Source organism: Methylosinus sp. DMC45 (genome assembly GCF_056313885.1).
This window is the reverse complement of sequence record NZ_JBQUZK010000056.1, coordinates 356,191-381,563: the sequence shown is the minus strand read 5'-3', so window position 1 is coordinate 381,563 and position 25,373 is coordinate 356,191. Positions and strand designations below refer to the sequence as shown.

The following is a 25,373-nucleotide window of genomic DNA, read 5'->3' as shown; positions in this document are numbered from 1 at the left end:
GGCGGCGCGAATCGCGGCGCCTCCCGATCAATGTGGAATCACGAGACCGCCAGCGCCAGCGCCGCCTGCTGCTGCGTGGTCATGCCGGCGATCTGCGTCGTGGTGAAGGCGGCGATCTGATTGCCGTTGAGCGCCAGCAGCTCTGTCGTCGTCAATGCCGCTATGGCGGATGTGGTGAGCGCGGCCACTTGCGTGGTGGTGAGGCCGGTGAGCTGGAGCGCGTCGAAGGAGGCGATGACCGAGCCGTCGAGATTGCCGAGCTGCTGCGTGGTGAGCGCGCCGATCTGCGTCGAGGTCAGCGCATTGAATTGCGTGGACGAGAGCGCGCCGAGCTCGGTGGTGGTGAGATTGACGACCTGCGTCGTCGCCAGCGCGGAAATCTGCGATGTGGTGAGCGCGCCGACCTGCGTCGTCGTCAGCGCGCGCAATTGCGGGCGCAGCAGGCCGCCGAGCTGAGCGTTGGTCAGCGCCGCGATCTCCGTCGTCGTCACCGCCTGCATCTGCGTCGTCGTCAGCGCCGCGAATTGCGTGGATTGGAAGCCGGAGAATTGCGTCGTCGTCAGATCGGCGATCTGCGTCGCCGAGAGGCCGGAAACACCGTCCGAGGAGACGGCGCCCATCTGCGTCGCGCTCAATGCGGCGAGCTGCGTCGTGGTCAGCGAGGCCGCCTGCGTCGCGGTGAGGCCGCCGAGCTCGGTGGCGGAGAGCCGGGCGATCAGCGTCGAGGTGAGGCTCGAAAATTGCGCCGAGGTCAGCGCTCCGATCGCCGAGGCCGAGAGGCTGGCGAATTGCGTGGAGGTGAGCGAGGCGATTTCCGTCGTGCTGAGGCCGGCGACCGCGCTGGGCGAAAGAGCGGCGATCTGATCCGCCGAGAGCGCGGCCGATTGCGTGTCGGCGAGGGCGGCGATCTGCGTCTGGCTGAGGCCGGAGACGCCGGTCGTCGAGAGATAGGAGATTTGCGCCGCGCTCAGCGCCGTCAGCCGATCTGTCCCCAGCGCGGCGACCTGCGCCGAGGTCAGTCCATAGATTTCCGCCGGGGTGAGCGTCTTCAGCTGCGATGTGGTGAGCGTGGCGAGCTGCGTGGTCGAGAGCGCGCCGATCTCGGTGGAGGTGAAGCCCTGCAATTGCGTGGTGGTGAGCGCGCCGAGCTCCGTCGTCGTCAGCCCGCCGACGGCGGTGGTCGACAGAGCGGCGATCTGCGCCGCGGACAGCGCCGAGAATTGCGTCGTCGTCAGCGCGCCGACCTGCGTCTGCGTCAGCCCGGCGACGCCCGTCGTCGCCAGCGCGGCGATCTGCGAGGCGACCAGCAGGCCGAGCTGCGTGGCGGTGAGCGCCGCCACTTGCGTCGCCGCCAGGCCGCCGATCTGCGTGCTGGTCAAAAGGCCGATTTGCGCCGTGGTGAGCGCCTGCACCTGCGTCGTCGTCAACGCGGCGACGCCCGTGGAGGAGAAGCTGCGGAACTGCGTCGTCGTCAGCGCGCCGATCTCGTCGCTGCTGAGCCCGGCGATGGCGGTGCTGGACAGGGCGGCGATCTGCGTCGAGCCGACGCTGGCGAGCTGCGTCGTCGTCAGCAGGCCGATCTGCGTGGCGGTGAGGCCGCCGATCGCCGTGCTGGTGAGATATTTGATCGCCGTGGTGGAGAGCGCGCCGATCCTGGTGGCGTCGAGCTGCGAGACCTCGGTGGAGGTCAGCCCGCGCGCCTGCGTCGCGGTGAGCGCGCCGACTTGCGTCGTCGTCAATGCGGCGAGCTGCGCGCTGCTGAGCGCGGAGATTTGCGTCGCCGCCAGCGCGCCGAATTGCGTCGCATTCAGCGCCTGCACCTGCGTCGTCGTCAGCCCGCTGATCGCCGAAGTGGAGAGCGCTGCGATCTGCGTGGCGGCGAGCGCGTCGAATTGCGTGGCGGCGAGCGCCGCGCCTTGCGTCTGCAGCAGGCCTTGCAGCTCCTGCGTCGTCAGAGCGGCGATCTGCGTCGTCGCCAGCGCGGCGAGCTCGCTGGTCGTCAGCGCGCCGATCAGCGCCGCGGTGAGGCCGCGCAACTGCGTCGTCGTCAGCGCCTGCAGCTCGGTGAGCGTGAGGCCGGCGATGGTCGCGGTGGAGAGGCCGGAGAGCTGCGTCGAGGTCAGGCGCGCGAGCTGATCGAGGCCGAAGGCGGCGATCTGCGTCGCGGAGAGCGCGCCCGCCTGCGTCGAGGTGAGCGCGCCGATCTGCGTCGTGCTGAGCGCGGCGACCTCGGTGGTCGTCAGCGCGGCGACGGCAGTGGTGGTGAGCGCGGCGATCTGCGTGCCGGCGAGCGCGCCGAGCTGCGTCGTCGTCAGCGCCGCCGCTTGAATGTCGGTGAGGCCGGCGAGCTCGGTCGTCGTCATGGCGGCGAGCTGTGTCGTGGTGAGCGCGTTCAGCTGGCCGAGCGTCAGCGCGCCGAGCTGAAGCGCGGTGAAGCCGCGCAGCTGCGTGGTGGCGAGCGCGGAGACGACGCTGGTCGAAAGGCTGGCGACGGCATCCGCCGAAAGGCCCGCGATCTGCGTCGCCGCCAGCGCGGCGATCTGCGTCGCGGTGAGAGCGGCGAGCTGCGTGTCGACGAGCACGCTCATCTGCGCCGTGGTCAGCGCGCCGAGCTGCGTGGTGGTGAGAGCGGAAATGTCGCTGGTCGACAATCCGCTGACGCCGGTCGTCGACAGCGCGGCGAGCTGCGCCTTCTGCAAGGCGGCGAGCTGCGCGATGGAGAAGGCGGCGATCTGCGCATCCGACATGGCGCGCATCTGCGTCGACGTGAGCGCTGCGACCTGCGTCGTCGTCAGCATGGCGACATCGGCCGTCGACAGCGAGGCCACGGCGCTCGTCGCCAGCGCGGCGATCTGCGTGGTGACGAGCGTCGCGAGCTGCGTCGTCGACATGGCGGCGATCTGCGCCGCGCCGAGGCCGGACATGGCCGCGGCCGAGAGGGCGCCGATCTGCGTCGCGCTCAGCGCGCCGATCTGCGCATCGGACAGCACGGCTGTCAGCAGCGCGCCGATCGCGCCGATCTGCGTCGTGGTGAGAGCGGCGACAGCGGTGGAGGTGAGGGCGCCGAAGCCGCTGGTCGAAAGCGCGGCGACCTGCGTCGAGGTGAGCGCGCCGAGCTGCGCGGCGGAGAGCGCGCCGACCTGCGTGTCGGCGAGCGCCTTGACCTGCGTCGAGGTGAGCGCGGAAACTTGCGTCGTCGACAGCTCGGCGATCTGGCTCTGCCAGAATCCGCCGATCGCAACGGCCGAGAGCGCCGACACTTGCGTCGTCGTCAGCGTGTCGATCTGCGTGAGAGTGAGCGCGGCGAGCTGCGTCGATGTGAGAGCGGCGGCCTCGGTCGTGGTCAAGGCGCCGAGCTGCGTCGTGCTCAGCGTGGCGATCTGCCAATCGGCGAGCGCGCGCGTCTGCACGGCCGTCAGAGCGCCGATCTGCGTCGTGGCGAGCGAGGCGATCTGCGCGCTGGTCAGCCCGGCGGCGGCGGTGGAGGTGAGGGCGGCGATCTGCGTGGTGGCGAAGGCGGCGAGCTGCGTCGTCGTCAGCGCTGCGACCTGCGTGTCGGCGAGGCCGGCGAAGGCGCGCGTCGGCATTGCGGCGATCTGCGTCGCGCTCAGCGCGGCGATCTGCGTCGTCTCGAGCGAATTGACCTCGGTCGCGGTGAGGCCGGCGAGCTGCGTGGTGGTGAAGCCGGCGATCTGCGTCACGCCGAAAGCGTCGAATTGCGTCGTCGTCAGCCCGGCGATCTGCGCCGAGGTGAGGTTGGAGAGCTGGCTCGTAGAAAGATTGCCGAAGGCGGCGGAGCCGAGGCCGGAGATCTGCGCGGCGGTCAGCTGCGATATGGTCAGCGACTGGATCTGCGTCGCCGTCATATTGTCGAGCTGCGTCGTCGTCAGCCCGCGCGCCTGCGTCGAGGTGAGAGCGGTGAGCTGCGCCGTCGTCAGCCGGTCGATGGCGTCGGCCGAAAGTCCGCCGATCTGCGCCGAGGTGAGCGCCGCGGCCTGCGTCGTGGTGAGGCTCTGCAGCTCCGTCGTGGTCAGCAGATTGAGGAATGTGGTGGAGAGCGCCGACATTTGCGTCGAGGCGAGCGCGCCGATCTGCGTGACGCTCAATCCGCCATCGTCGCTGGAGACGAGCGCGCCGATCTGCGCGGCGGTGAGAGCGGCGATGGCGAGCGACTGTATCGCCGTCGTCGTCATGGCGCCGAGCTGCGTCGTCGTCAGCCCGCGCGCCTGCGTCGAGGTCAGCGCGGCGAGCTGCGCCGTCGTCAGATTGCCGAGCTGCGTCGTCGTCAGGCCGGCGATCTGCGCCGCGCTCAGCCAATCGACCTGCGTCGTCGTCAGGCTGGCGATCGTCGTCGCCGACAGCGCATTCAGCAGCGTCGTCGTCAACGCGCGAATCTGCGTCGAGGACAAGGCCGAAAATTGCGTGGCGGAGAGGTCGGAGAATGTGGTCGCGTTGATCGCCGCGAATTGCGCGGCGGCGAGCTCGGTGACGTCGAGCGATTGCAGCCCGGTCGTCGTGAGATCTGCGAGCTGCGTCGCCGTCAGCCCGCGCGCCTGCGTCACCGTCAGCGCGACGAGGCGCGTCGTCGTCAGATTGGCGAGCGTCGTGTCGGAAAGTCCGGCGATCTGCGCGGCGGAGAGGCCGGAAAATTGCGTCGTGGTGAGCGCGCCGAGCCGCGTCGCCGTGAGCCCGTTGAGCGTCGTCGTGGAGAGAGCGGCGATCTGCGTCGGGACCAGCGCCGCCACCTGCGCGTCGGAGAGATTGCCGACGCCGGTCGCATTCAGCCCGGCGATCTGCGCATTGGAGAGATTGGGGACCGAGAGCGATTGGATCTCGGTCGAGGTCATCGCCGCGAGCTGCGTCGTGGTGAGCGCGCGTGTCTGCGTGAGCGTCAGCGCCGAAAGCTGCGTCGTGGCGAGCTCGCCGAGATCGGTCGTCGTCAGCGCCGCGATCTGCGTCGCGGCGACGCCGGCGAGCTGCGTTGCCGTCAAGCTCTGCACTGCCGTTTGCGACAGGCTGTCGAAAGCCGTGGTCGTCAGCGAGCCGATCTGCGTCGAGGACAGCGAGCCGAGCTGCGTCGCGGTGAGCGCGCCGAGCTCGGTTCCGTCCAGCATGCGCGCCTGCGCCGCGCTCAGATTGCTCACCTGCAGCGCGATGATCTGATCGAGGCTGAGCGCGTCGAGCTGCGTGGCGGTGAGGCCGCGCACCTGCGTGGTGGAGAGGCTGGAGATCTGCGTGGTGGTGAGGCGCGAGACCTCGGTTGTCGAGAGCGCGGCGATCTGCGCGGCGGTGAGCGCCTGCAGTCGCGTCGTGCTCAGGCTGCCGAGCTCGCTCGTGTCGAGCGCATTGAGCTCGGTGCTGGTGAGCGCGGAGAGCTGCGTCGTGGTGAAGGAATCGAAATCGCTGGAGGCGAGCGCCGTAAATTGCGACAGATCGAGCCCGGCCAACGCCGCTTTGGACAGAGAGGCGACCTGCGTCGTCACCAGCGCCTGAAGATTGGTGGTCGAGAGATTATTGAGCTGCGTCGCCGTCAGCACGGCGATCTGCGTCGTGTCGAGCGCCTCTATGTCCGAGGTGTCGAGCTGACGCATTGTGGTCGTCGGCAGACGGGCGATCTGCGCGGTCGTCAGCGACGAGTAGATCGACGTCATGGCTGGCTCCGCTCCGCGCGCATGCTCTCTCCCGCCGGCGGAGGCGCCGCGGCCGGCGCGACGATCTTTGCCGAGCGAGGCTTGCGTGGGGCTGTGCGTTCGCCCGCCGCTCAGGAGGCGGCGTCGTCCCGCTCCGTGGCGCGCGCCGCCCAGTCGAGATAGGCGGGATCGCCGGCGGCGACGTCGAGGCGGATGATCTCCGGGACCTCATAAGGATGCGCGGCGCGAATGGCGGCGGCGAGCGCGTCATAGTCCCGCGCGCGGGCTTTGGACTGCACCAGAAATTCCGCGTCGGCGCGCGTCTCGCCCTCCCACACGTAGAAGCTGCGGATGGGGAATATCTGAACGCAGGCGGCGAGCTTGGCGGCGAGCAGGGCGCGGGCGAGCCGCTCGGCGCCCGCCTCTGTGTCGATCGTCGTCTGGACGACGCAGAATTTCGGCTCTTTCGCGCTCACGGGCGGGACTATGGGCGGGCTTTCGGGCGAAATCAACGCGTCCGCGGGCGGGGCGGCGCTTTTCTTGCTGGGCCTCGCGCAGGCGGCCGCGGCGCCGCGGCCGGCATTCGGAGAGGCTAAGGACATGTTCACCAGGGTCTGCAAGGAGGACACTGTTTTCGAAGGGGAAATGCGTCTCGTCATCGCAGATTCCCATTTCATCATCCTGGCCTTCGCCTTCGGCGGAGAGATCAAGGCCTTCCAAGGCGTGTGCCCGCACACCAATGCGCCGCTGGACACGGCCGATTTCGACGGCGAGGTGCTGACCTGCCCGCTCCATAATTGGACGTGGGACATGCGCACCGGCGACCCGATCCATCCTCAGGAAAGCCGGCTCGCCGAATATCCGGTCAAGATCGAGGACGGCGTCGTCTATATAGATACGGAGGGCGTCAGCCCCCTCTTCGCCGATCGCTGAGCGCGCGGCGGCAGGACCTCGATCGGCCTCGTATGCGGGAGCGAGCGAGGTGAGTTTCACAAGCGGTTGATCTCATTGCGCCGAACGCTAGGTGCGGTTCGGCGCGGACAGATCGACGAGATCGGCCGTGAGCGGGCGCGGGCGTATGGAGGGAAGATTCGGCTTTTGCCGAATCGGCAAAATTCTCTATGTTTCGCGCCGGATGCGTCTCTAGGCCACGAAGAGAGGTAGGAGATGAACCTGTCCGAACAGCCCCCCGTCGCCGAGGAGGCGTCGAACGGCGTCGAAGCCGTGAGCCTGGATGCGCAGCTCGAGGCGATGACCGCCGAGCGTGACCGCCACGCCAAGGACAAGATCGAGCTCATCACCAAGGCGAGCGCCTTGGCGAAGGAGCTGGAGACCGCCCGCGCCGAACTCACCGCCGCGGTGGAGGAGAAGGCGAAGGCCGTCGCCGCCGCCATCGCCGAGCATGAGGGCGTCGTCGCGCATCGCGATCGGCTGAGCGCCGAGCTGGACGCACTGCGCGCCGAGCTATCCGCCGCACATGGCGCCAAGGAGAAAGCCGCCGTGCTCGCCGCGCAGGCGAGCGCCGAGATCGCCCATTTGAAGGACCGGCTCACCGCCGCCGGCTCGCCCGATCCGCTGGTCGTGTTCTGCGACTTTGCGCAGGAGAAGCTGAAGCTCGCCGTCGCCTGGACGCGCTCCAAAATCCCGGAGGGCCATGCGGCGCTGCCCTGGTTCGACCGCATCGTCGAGGGCGTGGCCACGGCCGGCCGGCTGAGCGCCGATTTCCTGCGCTGGCTCGCGCCGCGTCTGGTCGAGGCCTATCAATGGGCCAAGCCCCGCGCGCTGGAGCTCTACGCCAAGGCGAAGAGCGAGATCGAGACGCGGTTGAAGCAGAGCTGAGCGCTCGGCTGCAAGGGCGTTCAAAAAGGGCGTGCGTCCCCCGACGCGCGCCCTTTTTTTTGCAGGATCGGCTCTCGTCATCGCGAGGAGCGCAGCGACGAAGCGATCCAGGAGCCGCCCCACGACACTGGATCGCTTCGCTTCGCTCGCGATGACGGCGGCTCCCGTGGAGCGCTGATATCGGGATCATGGCGTCGCCTGACGTCTCGGGGAGCGGGGGCGCGAGAGGAGCAGAGCGCGCCCGCTTCTGTCAAATCCGCTTCCCTTCGCCCCCGGGCGCTGCTATCCCCGCCGCCATGACGACGCGCAAAATCGACAATATCCGCAATTTCTCCATCGTCGCGCATATCGACCACGGCAAGTCGACGCTCGCCGACCGGCTGATCCAGGCGACGGGGACCGTCGCCGCGCGCGATATGGTCGAGCAGGTGCTCGATTCCATGGATATCGAGCGCGAGCGCGGCATCACCATCAAGGCGCAGACCGTGCGCCTCGACTATAAGGCCAAGGACGGCAAGGATTACGTCCTGAACCTCATGGACACGCCCGGCCATGTCGACTTCGCCTATGAGGTCTCGCGCTCGCTGAAGGCCTGCGAAGGCTCGCTGCTCGTCGTCGACGCGAGCCAGGGCGTCGAGGCGCAGACGCTCGCCAATGTCTATCAGGCGCTCGACGCCGGCCACGAGATCGTGCCCGTTCTGAACAAGATCGATCTGCCGGCGGCCGAGCCCGACCGCATCAAGGAGCAGATCGAGGACGTCATCGGCCTCGACGCTTCCGACGCCGTGCTCATCTCCGCCAAGACCGGCATCGGCATTCCCGATGTGCTGGAGGCGATCGTCACCCGCCTGCCGCCGCCGCAGGGCGACGATGAAGCGCCGCTCAAGGCGATGCTGGTCGACAGCTGGTACGACGCCTATCTCGGCGTGGTCGTGCTGGTGCGCGTCATCGACGGGCGCATGCGCAAGGGTCAGAAGATTCTGATGATGGGCACCAACGCCCATTATGAGATCGACAAGATCGGCGTGTTCAAGCCCAAAATGCTGGATGTCGCCTCGCTCGGGCCGGGCGAGGTCGGCTTCATCACCGCGCAGATCAAGCAGGTCGCTGACACGCGCGTCGGCGACACCATCACCGAAGACAAAAAGCAATGTGCGGAGCCGCTGCCGGGCTTCAAGCCGGCGCAGCCGGTGGTGTTCTGCGGCCTCTTTCCGGTGGACGCCGCCGATTTCGAGGATTTGCGCGCCGCCATCGGCAAGCTGCGCCTCAATGACGCGAGCTTTTCTTACGAGATGGAGACCTCCGCGGCGCTCGGCTTCGGCTTCCGCTGCGGCTTCTTGGGGCTGCTGCATCTCGAGATCATTCAGGAGCGTCTGCGCCGCGAGTTCGATCTCGATCTCATCGCGACGGCGCCTTCGGTCGTCTACAAGATCAAGCTGACCAATGGCGAGGAGATAGAGCTGCACAATCCGGCCGACATGCCGGATGTGGTGAAGATCGACGAGATTCTCGAGCCCTGGATCCGCGCCACCATCATGACGCCGGACGATTATCTCGGCGCGGTGCTGAAGCTCTGTCAGGATCGGCGCGGCGTGCAGGTCGATCTCAATTATGTCGGCAAGCGCGCCATGGCGGTCTATGACCTGCCGCTCAACGAAGTCGTGTTCGATTTCTACGATCGCTTGAAGTCGATCTCCAAGGGCTACGCCAGCTTCGACTATCACATCACCGATTATCGCGTCGGCGATCTCGTGAAGATGAGCATATTGGTGAACGCCGAGCCAGTGGACGCGCTCTCAATGCTGGTGCATCGCACGCGCGCCGATTCGCGCGGACGGCAAATGTGCGAGAAGCTCAAAGAGCTGATCCCGCCGCATATGTTCCAAGTGCCGATTCAGGCGGCGATCGGCGGCAAGATCATCGCCCGCGAGACGGTGCGCGCCTTCCGCAAGGATGTGACGGCGAAGTGCTATGGCGGCGACGCCACGCGCAAGCGCAAGCTGCTCGAGAAGCAGAAGGAAGGCAAGAAGAAGATGCGCCAGTTCGGCCGCGTGGAGATTCCGCAGGAGGCGTTTATCGCCGCGCTGAAGATGGAGGATTAGGGCGCCGTCTCGGACGCGCCCCATCGAGGGAGAAAGTCGATGACGGCGCTGCCTGTTCCATTTCGCTCCGCTCTGATTTCCGCTCTTCTCGCGCTCGCCGCTCCCGCCGCTCCCGCCGCCGCTGCGCCGCTCTGCGCATCGGGCGCGAGTTCCGCCCCGCGCGCGGCTCCCGCCTCCCTCGCGCCGGCGATCCGCCGCGCTTTCGGCCTCTCGGGCGACATAGGCGGGGCCTATTACCGCTGCTCGGGCGGGCGGACGCTCGCCTGCGTCGTCGGCGCCAATCTCCCCTGCTTCAAGGCGAACAGATCGCGCGCTCTGCCCGGCGCCGCGCAATATTGCCGCGAAAATCCGGGCTCCGATTTCATCCCCATGGCCGCGACCGGCCATGACACGATCTACGAATGGAAATGCGCGGGCAAAAAAGCGCGGCCGGGAAAGCAGGTCGCCCCGCTGGATGCGGAAGGCTATTTCGCGGAAAATTGGAAGCCGGTGGAGTGAGCGGGCGAAATCGCCGGCCGGCCGCCCCCTCCTTCACCCCGGCCGAATATCCCTCTGTTCAGGCGAAAGCCGGCCGTATATCAATGGCGCCCTCGGCCCCGCCGCCGGCCCGATAAGAGTTCCCCGAGGAGCCAGACGTTGACCGAACTGAAAGACCTCTACGACATCGGCGAGATTCCGCCGCTCGGCCATGTTCCCGCCAAGATGCACGCCTGGGTCGTCCGCAAGGAGCGGCATGGACCGCCCGAGGAGTCGATGCAGCTCGAGGTGGTTCCCACCTGGGAGCTCGACAGCCATGACGTGCTCGTGCTGGTGATGGCGGCGGGCGTCAATTACAATGGCGTCTGGGCCGCGCTCGGCCAGCCGATCTCCGTGCTCGACGTCCACAAGCTCCCCTATCACATCGCCGGCTCCGACGCCGCCGGCATTGTCTGGGCCGTCGGCTCCAAGGTGAAGCGCTGGAAGGTCGGCGACGAGGTCGTCGTCCACTGCAACCAGGACGATGGCGACGACGAGGAATGCAACGGCGGCGATCCTATGTTCTCCGCCTCGCAGCGCATTTGGGGCTATGAGACGCCGGACGGCTCCTTCGCCCAATTCTGCCGCGTGCAGGACCGCCAGCTCATGGAGCGCCCCAAGCACCTCACTTGGGAAGAATCCGCCTCCTACACGCTGACGCTGGCTACCGCCTATCGCATGCTGTTCGGCCACGAGCCGCATCGGCTGAAGCCCAGCGACAATGTCCTCATCTGGGGCGCCTCGGGCGGTCTCGGCGTGTTCGGCGTGCAGCTCTGCGCGGCGGCCGGCGCCAACGCCATCGGCGTGATCTCGGACGAGAGCAAGCGCGACTATGTGCTCTCGCTCGGCGCCAAGGGCGTCATCAACCGCAAGGACTTCAAGGGCTGCTGGGGCCAGCTGCCGACGGTCAACACGCCGGAGTTCAACGACTGGTCCAAGGCCGCCCGCAATTTCGGCAAGGCGATCTGGGACATCACCGGCAAGAAGGACGTCGACATCGTCTTCGAGCATCCGGGCGAGCAGACCTTCCCGCTCTCCTGCATGGTGGTGAAGCGCGGCGGCATGGTGGTGTTCTGCGCCGGCACGACCGGCTTCAACCTCACCTTCGACGCCCGCTATGTGTGGATGCGCCAGAAGCGCATTCAGGGCTCGCATTTCGCGCATCTGAAGCAGGCGGCCGCCGCCAATCGCTTCGTCGTGGACCGCCGCGTCGATCCCTGCCTGTCGGAAGTCTTCACCTGGGCGAAGATCCCGCACGCCCACACCAAAATGTGGAAGAACGAGCACGCCCCCGGCAATATGGCCGTGCTGGTCAACGCCCCGACCACCGGCCTGCGCAGCCTCGAGGATGTGGTCGCGGCTGCGGGGAAGAAGTGAGCCTCGTGCGATAACGCATTGTCAAAAAGGCGCTATCGGCCCTATATAGGCTAACATAAAAATTTTTATGTTAGCGAGAGCCGATGGCGGAGTAGGGCTTCTACGGAAGACGGGTCGAGCTCGCCGAGATCGATAAGATCTTGGCGCGCCGACGCTTTTTCTTTTGTGCGATCTCCGGGCGGCGGCGGATCGGCAAGACGTCGCTGATTCAGGAGGCGATCCGGCGGCGGGGGCTGACAGACAAGACTTTGTATATTCAAGTTCCCGACAGCGATGAGCGAGGGGTCGCTCAGGCTTTCGAAGATGCGATTGAAGACAGCGGCAATCCATTCGCTCGGGAAGCGAGCGCGAATTTTTTAGTAATTGCGACATATCTCCGTGCGTTTTGGTGGTTCGGCGGCATTTCTATAATTGATGAATTCCAATATTTTCATCGAAAAGCACTCTCGTCTTTTCAATCAATTCTTCAGTCTCGTATCGATGAGGCCAGATCTAGCGATCTACATGGCGGTTTGTTTACGCTGGGCTCGATCCATACGGAAATGACCGCGATTTTGGAGGATCGGGCATCTCCTTTGTTCAATCGTGTGACGGACAGGTTAGAAGTCTGTCATTGGGATTTTGAAACCCTCTTCGAAATGTTTCGCGCCCATGCGGTCAACGATCCTCGTCATCGCCTGTTTTTATGGTCGCTCTTCGAAGGCGTCCCGAAGTTCTATCGGGATTGCTTCGATCACGGCGCGCTTATTCCGTCGTCCGACTATCGAAAGAGCACCTTGCGAAAAATGTTTTTCGAAGGCTCCAGCCCCCTCAAGGACGAAGCTGACAACTGGTTCCTGAGAGAACTGCGCGGGCGATACGACACCGTCCTGACCTTGCTGGCGCGTCTCGGGCCTTTGTCGCATGGCCAGCTGAAAGCGGAATACGACCGCGCCGGTCCTGCGCAGGAAAATCAGCTCGCTGGCTATCTGAAGGTGCTCATCGAAAAATACGGCATGGTCGAGAAGCTCCAGCCGATCCTCTCGGCGGACAGGCAGCGAAACGCGCGCTACGTCATTACAGACAATTTTCTGAGCGCATGGCTCGCCGCAATTCAACGCAATGCGCGGCTCGCCCGAATTCGCCCGATCGAGGAGGCCGTCGCCAAAGCCGACGTGTCCCTCCAAACCCACGAGGGTTACGCCTTCGAAAAGCTCGTGCGCCAGATCACCGAGGAATGCTCCCGCAAGGGCGTCGGCGATTTTCCGCTGACGGAACTCGTCGCCGGCTATTGGAACAAGGCCGATGGCAGCGACATCGAGATCGATATGATCGCGCTGGACGAAACCAATCGTCGCATCCGGTTCGGTTCCTGCAAGCGTTCGGCCAGCGCGCATGACGCGCAAGCGCTCGCGACTTTCGAGGAACATGTCGCTCGCTTTCTGGCGACCAAGACTGGCGCGCCCTATCGCGACTGGAGAATCGAAAAAGCAGTGTATGCGCCGATTTTCTCGTCCTTCGAGCGTGAAGCGCTGGGGCGCGCTGGGATGGTCTGCATCGACATGGATGATTTCGAGCGGTGGCTCACTTTCTGATCGCGCTATTCCGCTCGATGCGCATTGACACGGAAAGCGCGAGCATGAAAAACTCGCACGAATTGCATACGACAGCGCAGAGGCCAGCACTGCCGATCGGGCGTGACTGCGTTGTCGTATCGTGCGAGCGCGCGCCGATGTGATGCCGGGTCGGACGGGCGCTTCGAGACGACTTCCCACGCTCTGCGCGGAAAGCTGCGAGAACGGCCCTCGGCGTCGGGAGGCGATTTCGCATGTTGGAAGCGCGCGAGCTGACCAAGAGATATGAGGGCAAGGCGGATCGCCCCGCCCTCGACCGGCTGAATCTGCATATTCCCGGCGGCGAGGCCTTCTGCCTGCTCGGCCCCAATGGCGCCGGCAAGACGACCACCGTCAATCTCTTCCTCAATTTTATCGCGCCGACCTCCGGCCAGGCGCTGGTCGGCGGCGTCGATTCGGCGCGCGAGCCGCTCGAGGCGCGGCGTCGTCTCGCTTATATTCCCGAGACGGTGATGCTCTATGGCGCGCTCAGCGGGCTCGAGAATCTCGAATATTTCACCGAGATTTCTGGCGGCCGCCGCCTCGCGCGGGCGGAATTGCTCGCGCTGCTCGGCGAGGCCGGGCTCGCGGAGGAGGCGGCCTTCCGGCGTGTCTCCGGCTATTCCAAGGGCATGCGGCAGAAGGTCGGCGTCGCCGTCGCTCTGGCGCGACGCGCGCAGGCGCTGTTGCTCGACGAGCCGACCTCCGGCCTCGATCCGCTCGCCGCCAATGAGTTCGCCGCTCTGGTCGAGAAGCTGCGCAAGCAGGGCATGGCCATATTGATGGTCACGCACGACCTCTTCCTCGCCAAGCAATGCGGCACGCGCATCGGCGTGATGCAGGCGGGCCGGCTCGTGTCCGTCTTCGGCGCCGACGACGTCGATCATCTCGGCCTCGAGCGGGCCTATCTCGAGCAGTTCAGAGGAGCGGCCGCATGAGCGAGATCGTCGTCGCGAAAGCGCCCGCCGCACAGGCGCCCGCCGGCCGTTGGCGCGTCGCCCGCGCCGTGGCCCTCAAGGAATGGGCGGAGCTGCGCCGCGACAGCCGCCTCGCCTGGCTGTTCGGCCTCGTCTTCCTGCTGATGCTCGGCGCGCTCGCTTTCGGCGCCGCGCAGCATATGCGGCTGGATCGCGAGCGCGCCGCCGCCGCCGCGACCGACCGCGCGCTGTGGACAGGGCAGGGCGCGAAGAATCCGCACGCCGCCGCGCATTTCGGCCAATACGCTTTCAAGCCGCAGAGCCCGCTGGCGCTCGCCGATCCGGGCGTCGACGCCTATGTCGGCGAGGCCGTCTGGCTGGAGGCGCATAAGCAGAATGAGGCGCAATTTCGTGCGGCGCGCGACGCCGGCGTCGGCGCGCGGCTCGGCGGATTGTCATTCGCCTTCGTGCTGCAGACGATCATGCCGCTCGTCGCCGTTCTGCTCGGCTTCGCCGGCTTCGCGGGTGAGCGCGAGCGCGGCACATTGCGCCAGCTGATGAGCCTCGGCGCCTCGCCCATCGATATTCTCGCCGGCAAGGCGCTCGCCGCGCTCGGCGCTCTTTCTGTCCTGCTCATTCCCGCTTTCGCCGCGGCCGTGCTGGCGACGCTCTTCCTCGCCGATCATGATTTCTCCGTCGCCGATCAGCTCGAGCGTCTGCTCGCGCTCTCCTTCGGCTATGGCCTCTATCTCGCCGGCTTCGTCTTTCTCGCGCTCGGCGTGTCGGCTTTTTCGAAGTCCACGCGCACGGCGCTGGTGCTCCTGCTCGCTTTCTGGCTCGCCAATTGTTTTCTCGCGCCGCGCGTGATGACCGATGTCGCCAAGCGCGTCGCGCCGCTGCCCACCGCGCTCGAATTCCGCAACGCTATCGCCGAGGACAAGAACAAGACCTTCGGCCATGACGAGACGCATCCGAGCTTCATCGCCTTTCGCGACAGCGTGCTGGCGCAATATGGCGTCTCGCGCATAGAGGATCTGCCGGTCAATTTCCGCGGCCTCGCGCTGCGCAAGGACGACGAGAACGGCTTCGTCATTTTCGACAAGCATTTCGGCGCGCTGCAGGCCGGTTTCGACGCGCAGGACAGGCTGCGCGCGGCGCCGGGCTTTCTCTTTCCCGCGCTCGCCATGCAGCCCTTCTCGACGAGCTTCTCGGGAACGGATTCCTGGCACCAATATGATTTCGCCACGGCGGCGGAGGCGCATCGGCGCCGCATTCTGACGGCGGCGAGCGAGGACCTCATCCATAACGCGCGCTATGGCGACGCCTTCTATGTCGCTTCGCGCGACATGTGGGAGCGCATTCCCTCTTTCGATTACGCCGCGCCGGCCGTTTCCTTCGCGCTCTCCCATGCGCGCGGCGATCTCGTCGCGCTCGCGCTCTGGGCCGTGCTGACCGCAGCGCTCGCCGGCTTCGCCGCGCGACGCCTCAGCCCATTGTGAGGCCCGCCATGACCTTCTCTGCATTTCTCGCCGCATGGCGGTTCGAATGGCGGCTTCTGCGGCGCGACGCCGCCGCATGGGCCGTGCTCGCGGCGATCGCGACAATGAGCGCGCTCGCCTTTTTCGACGGCGCCGAGCGCGTCGCCGCGCAAAAGGCGGCGATAGAGGATGCGCGGCGCGACGAGACGCTGCGCCTCGATTCGCTGCGCAAGGCGCTCGCCGATCTGGACGCCGGCCGCGTGAAGGGCGAGACGCCCTATCGCGATCCGCGCAACGCGGCCTTTGTCGGCGGCGGCTCCGCGGCGGCGGTGGCGGCGCTGGAGCCGACGCCGCTCGCGATCGTCGCCACGGGGCAGAGCGATCTTTTCCCCGCCGCGCTGAAAGTGACGAGCGGGACCAAGGACAGTTTCCTCTTCGCGGATGAGATCGAGAATCCGGCGCATCTCGCCAGCGGCTCGATCGATCTCGCCTTCGTCCTCGTCTTCGTGTTTCCGCTGACGATTCTCGCGCTCTGCTTCGATCTTTCGGCCGGCGAGCGCGAGAAGGGCACGCTCGCCCTCACCCTCGCCAGCGCGGAGAGCCCGACCGCCGTTCTGCTCGGCAAGCTGGCGGCGCGGGCGGGCCTGCCGATATTGGCGATGATCGCGGCGACCTGCGCCGGCGTCTATCTTCTGCGCGGGGCCGAGCCGCTCGGCTCCGGCGCTTTCGCGCTGCTCATTGCGGCGATCCTCGCCTATGGCGCCTTTTGGGCGTTGCTCGCGGCCGTCGTCGACAGTTTCGGCAAAAGCTCCGCCTATAATGCGCTGGCGCTCATCGCCGTCTGGGCCGGCGTCACCATGATCGCGCCCGCCGCCGTCAACACGCTCGCCGACGCGCTCTATCCGGCGCCTTCCCGCTCGGAAATGACGCTGGCCGCGCGCGCCGCCACGACCGACGCCGATCGCGAGCGCGACGCCGCCCTCGCCCGCTACGCCGAGGAGCACCCCGACGCCGCGGCGGCGGAGATGAAGCTGGGCGACGCCAAGGAGCGCACGATCCGCCGCCTCGCCGTGCTGGAGACGGCCAATGCGCGCGTCGAGGAAGTGATGGCGCGTCACGAGGCGCAGCTCGCCCGCCAGCGCGCGCTCGCCGACCAGCTGTCCTTTCTGTCGCCGGCGCTGCTGATGTATCGCTCGGTCGCCGATATCGCCGGCTCGGGCGACCGCCGCTATGCGGAATTCTCCGCCCGGCTCGACGACTTCCACAAGCGTTGGCGCGATTTCTTCTGGTCGCGCGCCCATGCGGGCGAGGCGCTGACGCAGGCCGATTACGCCGCCCTGCCGCGCTTCGCCGCGAGCGCGGATGCGGCGAGCGCCTCGGCCGGCGTCGCCTCCGCGCTCGCGGCCGGCGTGGGGCTGCCGGCTCTGCTGCTCGCCGTGCTGGCGTGGCGCGGGCTGCGGCGCTGCAAGGCGGCGTGAGCGACGCAGCGTCGCGGGCGTTTTGCGCGCCCGCCTCGGGAATTGTGCTATCCTGCGTCGTGAGAAACAATCAAAGAGCGCGGGGTGAACGAGAAGCGGCGCCTGAAGAGGCGTTTCCACCTCCCCCTAGAGGGGGGAGGTCGAGCGCCGAAGGCGATCGGGTGGGGGTGTTTCCGCCGAGTCTTTGCCGTGCGACCCCACCCCGGATGGCTTCGCCATCCGACCCTTCCCCTCGAGGGGAGGGTGAAGGCCCCGTTTCTTCGTTCACGCGAGCGCTCGGCACAGAGGCGGGATTCATCTTGCGACCGATCTTCCAAAAGCTCCTGCTCGCGGCGCTGGTCGCGCTGCTCGCCAGCGCGCCGGCGCGCGCGGCCGACCGGCTCCGCCTCGGGCTGCAGAAGACAGGCTCGGGCGTCTGGGAGCTCGCCGTCATTTCCGCCTTCGGCCTCGATAAGGAGTCGGGGCTCGAGCTGACGGTCACAGAGCTCGCCAATACCGACGCCGCCAAGATCGCCATTCAGAGCGGCTCCGTCGATATCGTGGTCTCCGACTGGCTGTGGGTGGCGCGCCAGCGCTCCGAGGGCGCCAAGCTCACCTTCTATCCGCATTCCACCGCCATAGGCGCGCTGATGGCGCGCGACAAAGCGGTGAAGAGCGTCGCCGATCTTTCCGGCAAGAAGCTCGGCGTCGCCGGCGGCCCGCTCGACAAGAGCTGGCTGCTGCTGCGCGCCTATGCGCAGCAGCAGGGCGTCGATCTCACGAAATCGGCCACCATCGTCTATGGCGCGCCGCCGCTCATCGCCGAGAAGGCCGCGGAGGGCGAGCTGGACGCCGCGCTCGAATTCTGGAATTTCGCCGCCGATCTCGAGGCGCGCGGCCTCTCCCGCGTCATCGATCTGCGCAAGGTGGAGACGGCGCTCGGCGCCAAGGGCGCGCCCGTCGTCACCGGCTATGTGTTCGACGAGGGCTTCGCCGCGAAGAGCCCCGCGCCGCTGGTCCGCTTCTTCGCCATGATCGACAAGGCGCGCCATCTGATCGCGACCTCCGACGCCGCTTGGCGCGCCGCCATGCAGCGCATTCCGGCCAAGGACCCCGCCGTGCTCGCGCTCTATCGCAAGAGCTATGTGGAGGGCATTCCCGCCCGCAGCGTCGCCGAGGAGCGGGAGGACGCCGCCGGGCTCTACGCCACTCTCGCCGAGATCGGCGGCCCGGCGCTGGTCGGCTCGGCGAAGACCTTGCCCGCGGGCACTTTCTACGAGCCCGCGGCGAGCGCGGTGCGGTGATCCGCCTCCTGTCGCTGGCGCTGCTGCTGGCGTTCTGGCAGGGCGCGGCGCTGTTTTCCGATCCGCGCCGCCTGCCGGGGCCGATCCCCGTCTTCGAAGCGATCGTCCATGAGGCCGAGAGCGGCGCGCTCTTCGTCAATCTCGCGGCGACGCTGGCCCGCGTCGCCGCCGCTTTTCTGCTGGCCATGAGTCTCGGCGCCGCGCTCGGCTACGCCATGGGACGGCGGCCGGCGCTGGATCGGCTGTTCGATCCCTGGCTGGTCATTCTCCTCAATCTGCCGGCGCTGGTCGTCATCGTGCTGGCCTATCTCTGGGCCGGCCTCACCGAGGCGGCGGCGGTGGGCGCGGTGGCGCTGAACAAGCTGCCCAACGCCATTGTCGTGATGCGGGAGGGCGCACGCGCACTCGATCACGAGCTGGATGAGATGGCGGCTGTCTTTCGCCTGCGCCCGGCCGCGCGGCTGCGGCATATCGTCCTGCCGCAGCTCGCGCCCTATATTGCGGCGGCGACGCGCTCGGGCCTCTCGCTCGTGTGGAAGATCGTGCTGGTGGTGGAACTGATCGGCCGCTCCAATGGCGTCGGCTTCGAGATCAATATGGCGTTCCAGCTTTTCGACGTGCGTTTGCTGCTCGCCTATGCGATTCCCTTCGTCCTGCTGATGCTCGCCGTCGAAACTCTCCTGGTGCAGCCCTTTGAACGACATGTCTCGCGATGGCGCCGCCGCCCTGCTCGAGGTCAGGGTCTCGCATAAGGATTATCTGTCCGCCGGCGGCAGGCCGCAGCGAGCGCTGGAAAACTTCGCGCTTTCGCTTCCCGTCGGCCGCGCCGGCGCCGTCGTCGGCCCGTCCGGCTGCGGCAAGACGACATTGCTGCGCATCATCGCAGGGCTCGATACGGAATTTTCCGGCGCGGTGACGCTTCCCGCCGGCGGGCGGCTCGGCATGGTGTTTCAGGAGCCGCGGCTGCTGCCTTGGCGCAGCGTCATCGACAATCTGCGCATCGCGGCGCCGCTGGCGAGCGAGCAGGCGCTCGCCGCTCTGCTCGCTGCGCTGGAGCTCGAGGAGCATGCGCTGCATTTTCCCGGCGAATTGTCGCTCGGCCTCGCGCGCCGCGTCGCCATTGCGCGGGCGCTGGCGATCGAGCCCGATCTTCTGCTGCTGGACGAGCCCTTCGTCTCGCTCGACGATGCGCTGGCGCGCGATCTGCGCGCGCGCATCGCGGCGCTCATCGACGAGCGTCATGTGACGACGCTGATCGTCACCCATGATCTGCGCGAGGCGATCGAGCTGGCCGACGTTATTTTTCTTCTGTCGCCGCGCCCTTCGCGCGTCGGCGCGACGCTCGACGTGACGACGCCGCGCAAGCTGATGACGAAGGACGCCGCGGATGCGCTGGAGGCGCGGGCGCGCAAAGAGATAGAGGCGATGCGCGGGCGCTGAGGCCCCCTCCCCAGCCCTCCCCCGTTTCGCGGGAGAGGGAGCAGATTCGGCGCTTCATCGAAGCTTCGCGATACCTCGTCGCCTCCCTCTCCCGCGAAGCGGGGGAGGGTGAGGGAGGGGGCGCGCTAAAGCTTCGACAAAAACCCCGCGAAACGCAGCGAGCCCTCGGGCCAAGGGCCGTGGCCGCTTTCGGCGTTGATGTGTCCGGCCGCGCCGGCTTCGACCAGTTCTGCGCCTATGTCCTGCGCCAAGGCTCTCGAGAACTCCGCCTCCGCAAAAGGATCGTCGGAGCTGGCGACGAGCAGCGCGGGAAAGCGCAGCCGCTCGCGCGGAATCGGCAGAAAGGCGGGGTCGATCGCAGCGAGCTCGTTGATCGCGCGCTCCGAGGGCGGCGCGACGAGGAAGCCCGCGGCGATCTTGTCGCTCCCCCGCGCGGCGACATGCAGCGCTGCTATGCCGCCGAGCGAATGCGTGACCAGCACCACGGGGCGCGTCGCCGCGGCGATCTCGCGTTCTATGCTCTCGATCCATTCGGGAAAGCGAGGCGCGTCGAAATCCGCCTGCGCGACGCAGCGCGCGGTGGAGAGCTTCTTCGCCCAGCGCGTCTGCCAATGTTCGAGGCCGGAGCCGCCGAGCCCCGGCAGGATCAGAATATCCGCATCCGCAGCGCGCATGTTCGTCGCTCCTGTTCCATTGCTCTAGGACGCCGTCATCGCGAGGAGCGAAGCGACGAAGCGATCCAGGGGCCGCCTCACGGCTTCTGGATTGCTTCGCTTCGCTCGCAATGACGGCCGAGGACAGCGGCCGCCTAAGCGGCCTTCGTCAATTCCCCGGCGAGCGCCTTGGCGATGAGGCCGCGCGTCTCTTCGACGCCGAACAGCGCGACGAAGGAGCCGAAGCGCGGGCCGCGGCTCTCGCCGAGCAGAACCTCATAGAGCATGTTGAAGAAGTCGTTCGACACGCCCGGCCGTTCCGGCGTCGCGCCCTTGGCCTTCAAATCCTGATAGCGCGGCACGGCGCGCGCGACATCATAGAGCGCGGTCTGAATATCCTCGGCGCTGGCGTCTTTCGGCAGCGACGCCAGCGTCTGCGAAAGAGTCGTCAGCACGCCGCGCTCCACATCGTCGGCGGCGCGATATTTTTTCGCCGGCCGCACAAAATCGCGAAAATAGGCGACCGCATAGCCGACGAGCTTGTCGAGGCGCGGATGATTCTGCGGCGACACATTCGGCGCATAGCGGCGCAGAAAGCCCCACAGGACGGACGGGTCTTCCGCATTGGCCACGGTCGCCAGATTGAGCAGCATGGAGAAGGAGATCGCCGTCCCCTTGGCCTCGCCGTCATGGGCGAGCGTCTCCGGCTCCGGCGGCGCGCCGAAGTGGATGTGCCAGGCCGGATTGCCGAGCCGCTCCTTCCATGCCTGCCGCTGATAGGCCTCGAGGAAGGAGAGGTAATCGTCGACATTGCGCGGAATGACGTCGAAATAGAGCTTCTTCGCCGCGCTCGGCTTTTGAAACATGAATTGCGCGAGGCTCTCCGGGCTGGCGTAGGTCAGCCACTCCTCGATGGTGAGTCCATTGCCCTTGGACTTGGAAATCTTCTGGCCCTTCTCATCGAGGAAGAGCTCGTAATTGAAGCCCTCGGGCGGACGGCCGCCGAGCGCGCGCACAATGGCCGAGGACAGCTTCACCGAATCGATGAGGTCCTTGCCGGCCATTTCGTAATCGACCGAGAGCGCATACCAGCGCATCGCCCAATCCGGCTTCCATTGGAGTTTACAGTGTCCGCCGGTGACGGGCGTGACGAAGGCGTCGCCGCTCTCGGGATCGCGCCAGGAGATGGTCCCCGCCGCCGCATCGATGGAATCGAGCGGAACCTGCATGACGATGCCGGTAACGGGGTGAATCGGCAGGAAGGGAGAATAGGTCGCCGCCCGCTCCTCGCGGAACGTCGGCAGCATGATCTTCATCACCTCCTCATAGCGCGCCAGCATATGCAGCAGCGCGGCGTCGAAACGGCCGGAGGTGTAATAGTCCGTCGAGGAGGCGAATTCGTATTTGAAGCCGAAAGCGTCGAGAAAGGCGCGCAGGCGGGCGTTGTTGTGCGCGCCGAAGCTCTCATGCGTGCCGAACGGGTCCGGCACCTTGGTGAGCGGCTTGCCGAGATGGGCGCGGACCAGCTCCTTATTGGGGATATTGTCGGGCACTTTGCGCAGCCCGTCCATGTCGTCCGAGAAGGCGAGCAGGCGCGTCTCGATCTTTCCCTCGGTCAGCACCTCGAAGGCGTGGCGCACCATGGAGGTGCGCGCCACTTCGCCGAAAGTGCCGATATGCGGCAGGCCGGAGGGGCCATAGCCGGTCTCGAACAGAACTCTGGTTTGGCCGGTCTCGGCCACGCGTTTGACGAGCTTGCGCGCCTCTTCGAATGGCCAGGCCGGCGAGACGCGGGCGGCTTCGAGAAGATCGGCGGGCAAAGGCTCGGACGTGGGCATGATGCGGCTTTTGTTGCGGTTGCTGAAGAGGGGCGCACACTATGGGCGCCGGGCGGAGGCGTCAACGCGTGGGGGGACGAGGATCATGCAATTCTCTTGCGGAACCAAAAAGCAGCCCTCATGCTGAGGAGGCCGCGAAGCGGCCGTCTCGAAGCACGAGGGCTGCGATGCCGATCGATGGAGCGATAATCTATATTCTTCTCTGCGCCGACGGCAGTTATTACACAGGTATCACCCGCAAGGACGTCGAGCAGCGCGTCAGCGAGCACAATAACGCGACCTATGAAGGATATACGTCGCCGCGGAGGCCCGTTCGACTGCTGTGGTCTGCGCATTTCGGCCGATTGACCGAGGCCATAGCGACGGAGCGGCGCATCAAGGGTTGGAGCCGGGCCAAGAAGGAAGCGCTCATGCGTGGCGATTATGATGCGTTATCCGTCCTCGCGGCGCGGCGCGGAAAAAAGGAACGTCCAGTTGGCGGCGGCCCCTCGCCCTTCGAGACGCCTGCTTCGCAGGCTCCTCAGGGTGAGGGGACTTGAAGAACGCGCCGTTTTTTTATTCGTCCCCGCCCTCTTTCACCCCCAGCTCGTACCCCACCCACAGCGCGACCGCGGCGAGCGCGACATCGGTGAGCGCCACCGGCCAATAGGGCATCACCTCGGCGACGCGCGGCTGCAGCCAGTGCATGGCGCCCGCCACCAGCGCGACGAAGGGCAGGAGTCCGGCCAGCAGCAGCGGCGCCGGCCGGCCGAGCGCGCGGAAGCGCTTGGCCGAGAGATTCACGAAGCTCACCGCGATCAGCAGAATCGCCAACGCATAGAAGGTGAGATAGGCGTAGGCGGCCACCGTCTGCCAGACGAAGAACGGGTCCTTCGCAAGGTCGTGATCCGTGTAGGGGAAGAGCGCCAGCCAGATCAGCGTCAGCGGGACGAGGACCGCGAGAAGGCCCGCCGCGCCGCAGCGCCAGCCGGCGCGGTCGAGGCGTCCCTCCTCCGTGCGATAGAGGAAGCTCAGGCGCTCGCGCGAGGGCAGCTCCATCAGTCCCTCAGCAGCTCGTTGATCGCCGTCTTGCCGCGCGTCTGCGCGTCGACGGTCTTCACAATGACAGCGCAATAGAGCGAAGGCCCGGCCGAGCCGTCCGGCAGCGGCTTGCCCGGCAGATTGCCCGACACCACGACCGAATAGGGCGGCACATAGCCGATGTGAATCTGGCCGGTGGCGCGATCGATCACCTTGGTCGAGGCGCCGATGAAGACGCCCATGGATATCACCGAGCCCTGGCCGACGACGACGCCCTCGACGATCTCCGAGCGCGCGCCGATGAAGCAATCATCCTCGATGATGGTGGGGCCGGCCTGCAGCGGCTCCAGCACGCCGCCAATGCCGACGCCGCCGGACAAATGCACATTCTTGCCGATCTGCGCGCAGGAGCCGACCGTGGCCCATGTGTCGACCATCGTGCCGGCGTCCACATGGGCGCCGAGATTGACGAAGGAGGGCATCAGGATCACGCCCGGCGCGACAAAGGCCGAGTGGCGCACGATCGCGCCCGGCACGGAGCGAAAGCCCGCGGCCTTATGCTCGGCCGCGCCCCAGCCGGCGAATTTCGAGGGAACCTTGTCCCACCAGCTCGCGCCGCCCGGCCCGCCCTCGATCACGCTCATATCGTTGAGGCGGAAGGAGAGGAGAACCGCCTTCTTCAGCCATTGATTGACCTTCCAGGAGCCGGCTCCGGTCGCGCCCTCGATCTTCTCGGCGACGCGCAGCTTGCCGGCGTCGAGCAGACGCAGCGCGCTCTCGACCGCGTGGCGAATGTCGCCCTGCGTGGAGGCGTCGATATTGGCCCTGTCTTCGAAGGCGGTGGTGATGAGATTCTCGAGACCAGTGTGCGGCATGAAATCGTCTAGCTCCGAGACGGCGCGGGCAGGCGGCCCGTGGAAAGGGTCAGGGCTATAGGCGGCAAGGCCGCCGCCCTGTCAATCGCGGAAATAGGGGCCGATCGCCGCGCCGGCGGCGGGACGTCTTTCCTGCGTGTCGCACATTCTTTCCCGCAGCCGGGGCGGCGTCTCGGGGGTAGGCTCGCCCGCAGTCGCCGCAGAAGCGACGCAGAGCGAGGGAGCCTTCATCATGTCCTCGGCCCGAGCGAGACGCCTTTTGGCCGCCGTCCTCCTGAGTCTCGCGCCGCTGGCGGCAGCGGCGGCGGACCTAAGCCGCGCGGATATAGAGAGGCTGATCGCCGCCTCCGCCGGAAAGCCCGTGGCGCTCACCGATCTCGATCTCTCCGGCCTCGATCTCTCGGGGCTCGACCTGAGGCGCGCCGATCTCTTCGCTGCGCGGCTCGCCGGGGCGAAGCTGGTCGGAGCCAGGCTCGCCGAGGCCAATCTCACCCGCGCCGATCTGCGCGAGGCCGATCTCTCGGGCGCCGATCTTTCCGGCGCGATCCTCTATGCCGCCATTCTCGACGAGGCGGATTTTTCCGGCGCCGATCTGACGCGCGCCCGCATCATCGGCGGCGGCCGCGGCGCGCGCTTCGTGAAGGCGAAGCTGATCGAAGCCGATCTCGGCGCCGATCCCGCCAATCAGGGCATGGTTCCGGTGCGCGCCGATCTCACCGCCGCGATCTTCGACGGCGCCGATCTGACCGGCGCCAATCTCACTCATGCGGTGCTCGCCTCGGCGCGCTTCGCCGGCGCGAGCCTGCGCAATGCGCGGCTCGATCACGCCAAGCTCGGCGACGCCGATCTCTCCGGAGCCGATGTCGCCGGCGCGAGCTTCCATGGCGCCGATCTCGACAGCGCGCGGCTGCCGGCGGCCCCTATTTTGGAGCGAGGGCGCTGAGCTGCGCTTCGAGCGCGGCGAGGCGGTCGATGTCGAGTCCGGCGGCCGGAGCGCCGTCCCTCAGCCGGGCGACGAGCGTCGCGGCGAGGACGCAAAGCGCTGTTTTCGTCTCCTCCGATTGGGCGTCGATGATTTCAGCGACGGCGATTTGCATTCCGATCGAACGCGGCCGCGGCTCCAGCTCGGCGATCTCCCTCTTGGCGAAAGCGGAAAGGCCAGACTTCAGGGCGTCATAGCCGTCGATGACGGCCGCGCCCGCCGCGCCTTTGGCTGCCGCCTCCGCCGCGAGGCCGAACGTTCCCACCACGACGGCGCCAATCGAATCGACCATGGCTCGCTCCCCAAACCATCGAAAAGGCTTCGAGGCGGCTTCAATTCGTCGAAGCGCGACC

General features: G+C 66.9%; 22 protein-coding genes. 14 read left to right on the top strand and 8 right to left on the bottom strand.

From position 1 onward, the window contains the following. Positions 1-38: 38 nt before the first annotated feature. Both ACT53T_RS20895 and cutA read right to left on the bottom strand, forming a co-directional pair. Positions 39-5,651 carry a beta strand repeat-containing protein gene (locus tag ACT53T_RS20895; RefSeq protein ID WP_476162688.1) on the bottom strand — a complete coding sequence of 1,871 codons (5,613 nt, stop codon included), beginning with the start codon at positions 5,649-5,651 and terminating at the stop codon, positions 39-41. 110 nt (positions 5,652-5,761) lie between these two features. After that, a complete protein-coding gene (gene cutA, locus ACT53T_RS20890) occupies positions 5,762-6,106 on the bottom strand; it encodes a divalent-cation tolerance protein CutA (RefSeq protein ID WP_476162687.1) in 345 nt (114 codons plus the stop codon). Between the two features lie 124 nt (positions 6,107-6,230). Between cutA and ACT53T_RS20885 the strand changes: the two genes are divergently transcribed. The 12 genes from ACT53T_RS20885 (at position 6,231) to ACT53T_RS20830 (ending at position 19,652) form a co-directional block, all read left to right on the top strand. Next, positions 6,231-6,563: a monooxygenase system ferredoxin subunit gene (locus ACT53T_RS20885; RefSeq protein ID WP_476162686.1), complete on the top strand. Its 333-nt coding sequence runs from the start codon at positions 6,231-6,233 to the stop codon at positions 6,561-6,563. A 234-nt stretch (positions 6,564-6,797) separates the two neighbouring features. Continuing rightward, positions 6,798-7,469, top strand: coding sequence for a hypothetical protein (locus tag ACT53T_RS20880; RefSeq protein WP_476162685.1), 672 nt, complete (start codon positions 6,798-6,800; stop codon positions 7,467-7,469). Positions 7,470-7,765: 296 nt separating this feature from the next. Then, complete coding sequence (gene lepA / locus ACT53T_RS20875; RefSeq protein WP_161912070.1) at positions 7,766-9,571, top strand: translation elongation factor 4; 1,806 nt, start codon at positions 7,766-7,768, stop codon at positions 9,569-9,571. 39 nt (positions 9,572-9,610) lie between these two features. Beyond that, positions 9,611-10,069 carry a hypothetical protein gene (locus tag ACT53T_RS20870; protein WP_476162684.1) on the top strand — a complete coding sequence of 153 codons (459 nt, stop codon included), beginning with the start codon at positions 9,611-9,613 and terminating at the stop codon, positions 10,067-10,069. A 138-nt stretch (positions 10,070-10,207) separates the two neighbouring features. Next, on the top strand, positions 10,208-11,464 hold the full coding sequence (gene ccrA, locus ACT53T_RS20865) for a crotonyl-CoA carboxylase/reductase (RefSeq protein WP_018266983.1): 1,257 nt from the start codon (positions 10,208-10,210) through the stop codon (positions 11,462-11,464). A gap of 140 nt (positions 11,465-11,604) precedes the next feature. Then, positions 11,605-13,038 carry an ATP-binding protein gene (locus ACT53T_RS20860; protein ID WP_476162683.1) on the top strand — a complete coding sequence of 478 codons (1,434 nt, stop codon included), beginning with the start codon at positions 11,605-11,607 and terminating at the stop codon, positions 13,036-13,038. 233 nt (positions 13,039-13,271) lie between these two features. Next, a complete protein-coding gene (locus tag ACT53T_RS20855; protein ID WP_142862617.1) occupies positions 13,272-13,994 on the top strand; it encodes an ABC transporter ATP-binding protein in 723 nt (240 codons plus the stop codon). Then, complete coding sequence (locus tag ACT53T_RS20850) at positions 13,991-15,472, top strand: DUF3526 domain-containing protein (RefSeq protein ID WP_476162682.1); 1,482 nt, start codon at positions 13,991-13,993, stop codon at positions 15,470-15,472. The genes ACT53T_RS20855 and ACT53T_RS20850 overlap by 4 nt, the downstream gene beginning before the upstream one ends. An 8-nt stretch (positions 15,473-15,480) precedes the next feature. After that, positions 15,481-16,929: a DUF3526 domain-containing protein gene (locus ACT53T_RS20845; protein WP_476162681.1), complete on the top strand. Its 1,449-nt coding sequence runs from the start codon at positions 15,481-15,483 to the stop codon at positions 16,927-16,929. Positions 16,930-17,228: 299 nt separating this feature from the next. Beyond that, positions 17,229-18,212, top strand: a complete 984-nt coding sequence (locus ACT53T_RS20840) for an ABC transporter substrate-binding protein (RefSeq protein WP_476162680.1) — start codon at positions 17,229-17,231, stop codon at positions 18,210-18,212. Further along, positions 18,209-18,964, top strand: a complete 756-nt coding sequence (locus ACT53T_RS20835; RefSeq protein ID WP_476162679.1) for an ABC transporter permease — start codon at positions 18,209-18,211, stop codon at positions 18,962-18,964. The genes ACT53T_RS20840 and ACT53T_RS20835 overlap by 4 nt, the downstream gene beginning before the upstream one ends. After that, a complete protein-coding gene (locus ACT53T_RS20830) occupies positions 18,915-19,652 on the top strand; it encodes an ABC transporter ATP-binding protein (protein ID WP_476162678.1) in 738 nt (245 codons plus the stop codon). Before ACT53T_RS20835 ends, ACT53T_RS20830 begins: the two co-directional genes overlap by 50 nt. A 125-nt stretch (positions 19,653-19,777) precedes the next feature. Here ACT53T_RS20830 and ACT53T_RS20825 read toward each other — a convergent pair whose 3' ends face one another. Continuing rightward, entirely contained in the window at positions 19,778-20,326 is a 549-nt protein-coding gene (locus ACT53T_RS20825; protein ID WP_476162677.1) for an RBBP9/YdeN family alpha/beta hydrolase, read from the bottom strand. Between the two features lie 134 nt (positions 20,327-20,460). Then, entirely contained in the window at positions 20,461-22,143 is a 1,683-nt protein-coding gene (locus ACT53T_RS20820) for a lysine--tRNA ligase (protein WP_476162676.1), read from the bottom strand. Positions 22,144-22,310: 167 nt separating this feature from the next. Here ACT53T_RS20820 and ACT53T_RS20815 point away from each other — a divergent pair, with 167 nt between their 5' ends. Further along, positions 22,311-22,682, top strand: a complete 372-nt coding sequence (locus tag ACT53T_RS20815) for a GIY-YIG nuclease family protein (protein ID WP_476162675.1) — start codon at positions 22,311-22,313, stop codon at positions 22,680-22,682. Between the two features lie 16 nt (positions 22,683-22,698). On the opposite strand, the gene ACT53T_RS20810 is transcribed toward ACT53T_RS20815, so the two are convergent. The 3 genes from ACT53T_RS20810 to ACT53T_RS20800 form a co-directional block, all read right to left on the bottom strand. After that, complete coding sequence (locus ACT53T_RS20810) at positions 22,699-23,181, bottom strand: hypothetical protein (RefSeq protein ID WP_476162674.1); 483 nt, start codon at positions 23,179-23,181, stop codon at positions 22,699-22,701. Further along, the gene (gene dapD, locus ACT53T_RS20805) at positions 23,181-24,038 is read right to left on the bottom strand and encodes a 2,3,4,5-tetrahydropyridine-2,6-dicarboxylate N-succinyltransferase (RefSeq protein WP_476162673.1); all 858 of its coding nucleotides are present in this window, start codon (positions 24,036-24,038) and stop codon (positions 23,181-23,183) included. Before dapD ends, ACT53T_RS20810 begins: the two co-directional genes overlap by 1 nt. Positions 24,039-24,119: 81 nt before the next feature. Further along, entirely contained in the window at positions 24,120-24,272 is a 153-nt protein-coding gene (locus tag ACT53T_RS20800; RefSeq protein ID WP_476162672.1) for a hypothetical protein, read from the bottom strand. On the opposite strand from ACT53T_RS20800, the gene ACT53T_RS20795 reads away from it, so the two are divergent. Further along, complete coding sequence (locus ACT53T_RS20795) at positions 24,271-24,981, top strand: pentapeptide repeat-containing protein (protein WP_476162671.1); 711 nt, start codon at positions 24,271-24,273, stop codon at positions 24,979-24,981. The two genes, ACT53T_RS20800 and ACT53T_RS20795, sit on opposite strands and share 2 nt — an antisense overlap. Here ACT53T_RS20795 and ACT53T_RS20790 read toward each other — a convergent pair. Beyond that, positions 24,959-25,312, bottom strand: coding sequence for a hypothetical protein (locus ACT53T_RS20790; RefSeq protein WP_036294099.1), 354 nt, complete (start codon positions 25,310-25,312; stop codon positions 24,959-24,961). The two genes, ACT53T_RS20795 and ACT53T_RS20790, sit on opposite strands and share 23 nt — an antisense overlap. Positions 25,313-25,373 lie beyond the last annotated feature (61 nt).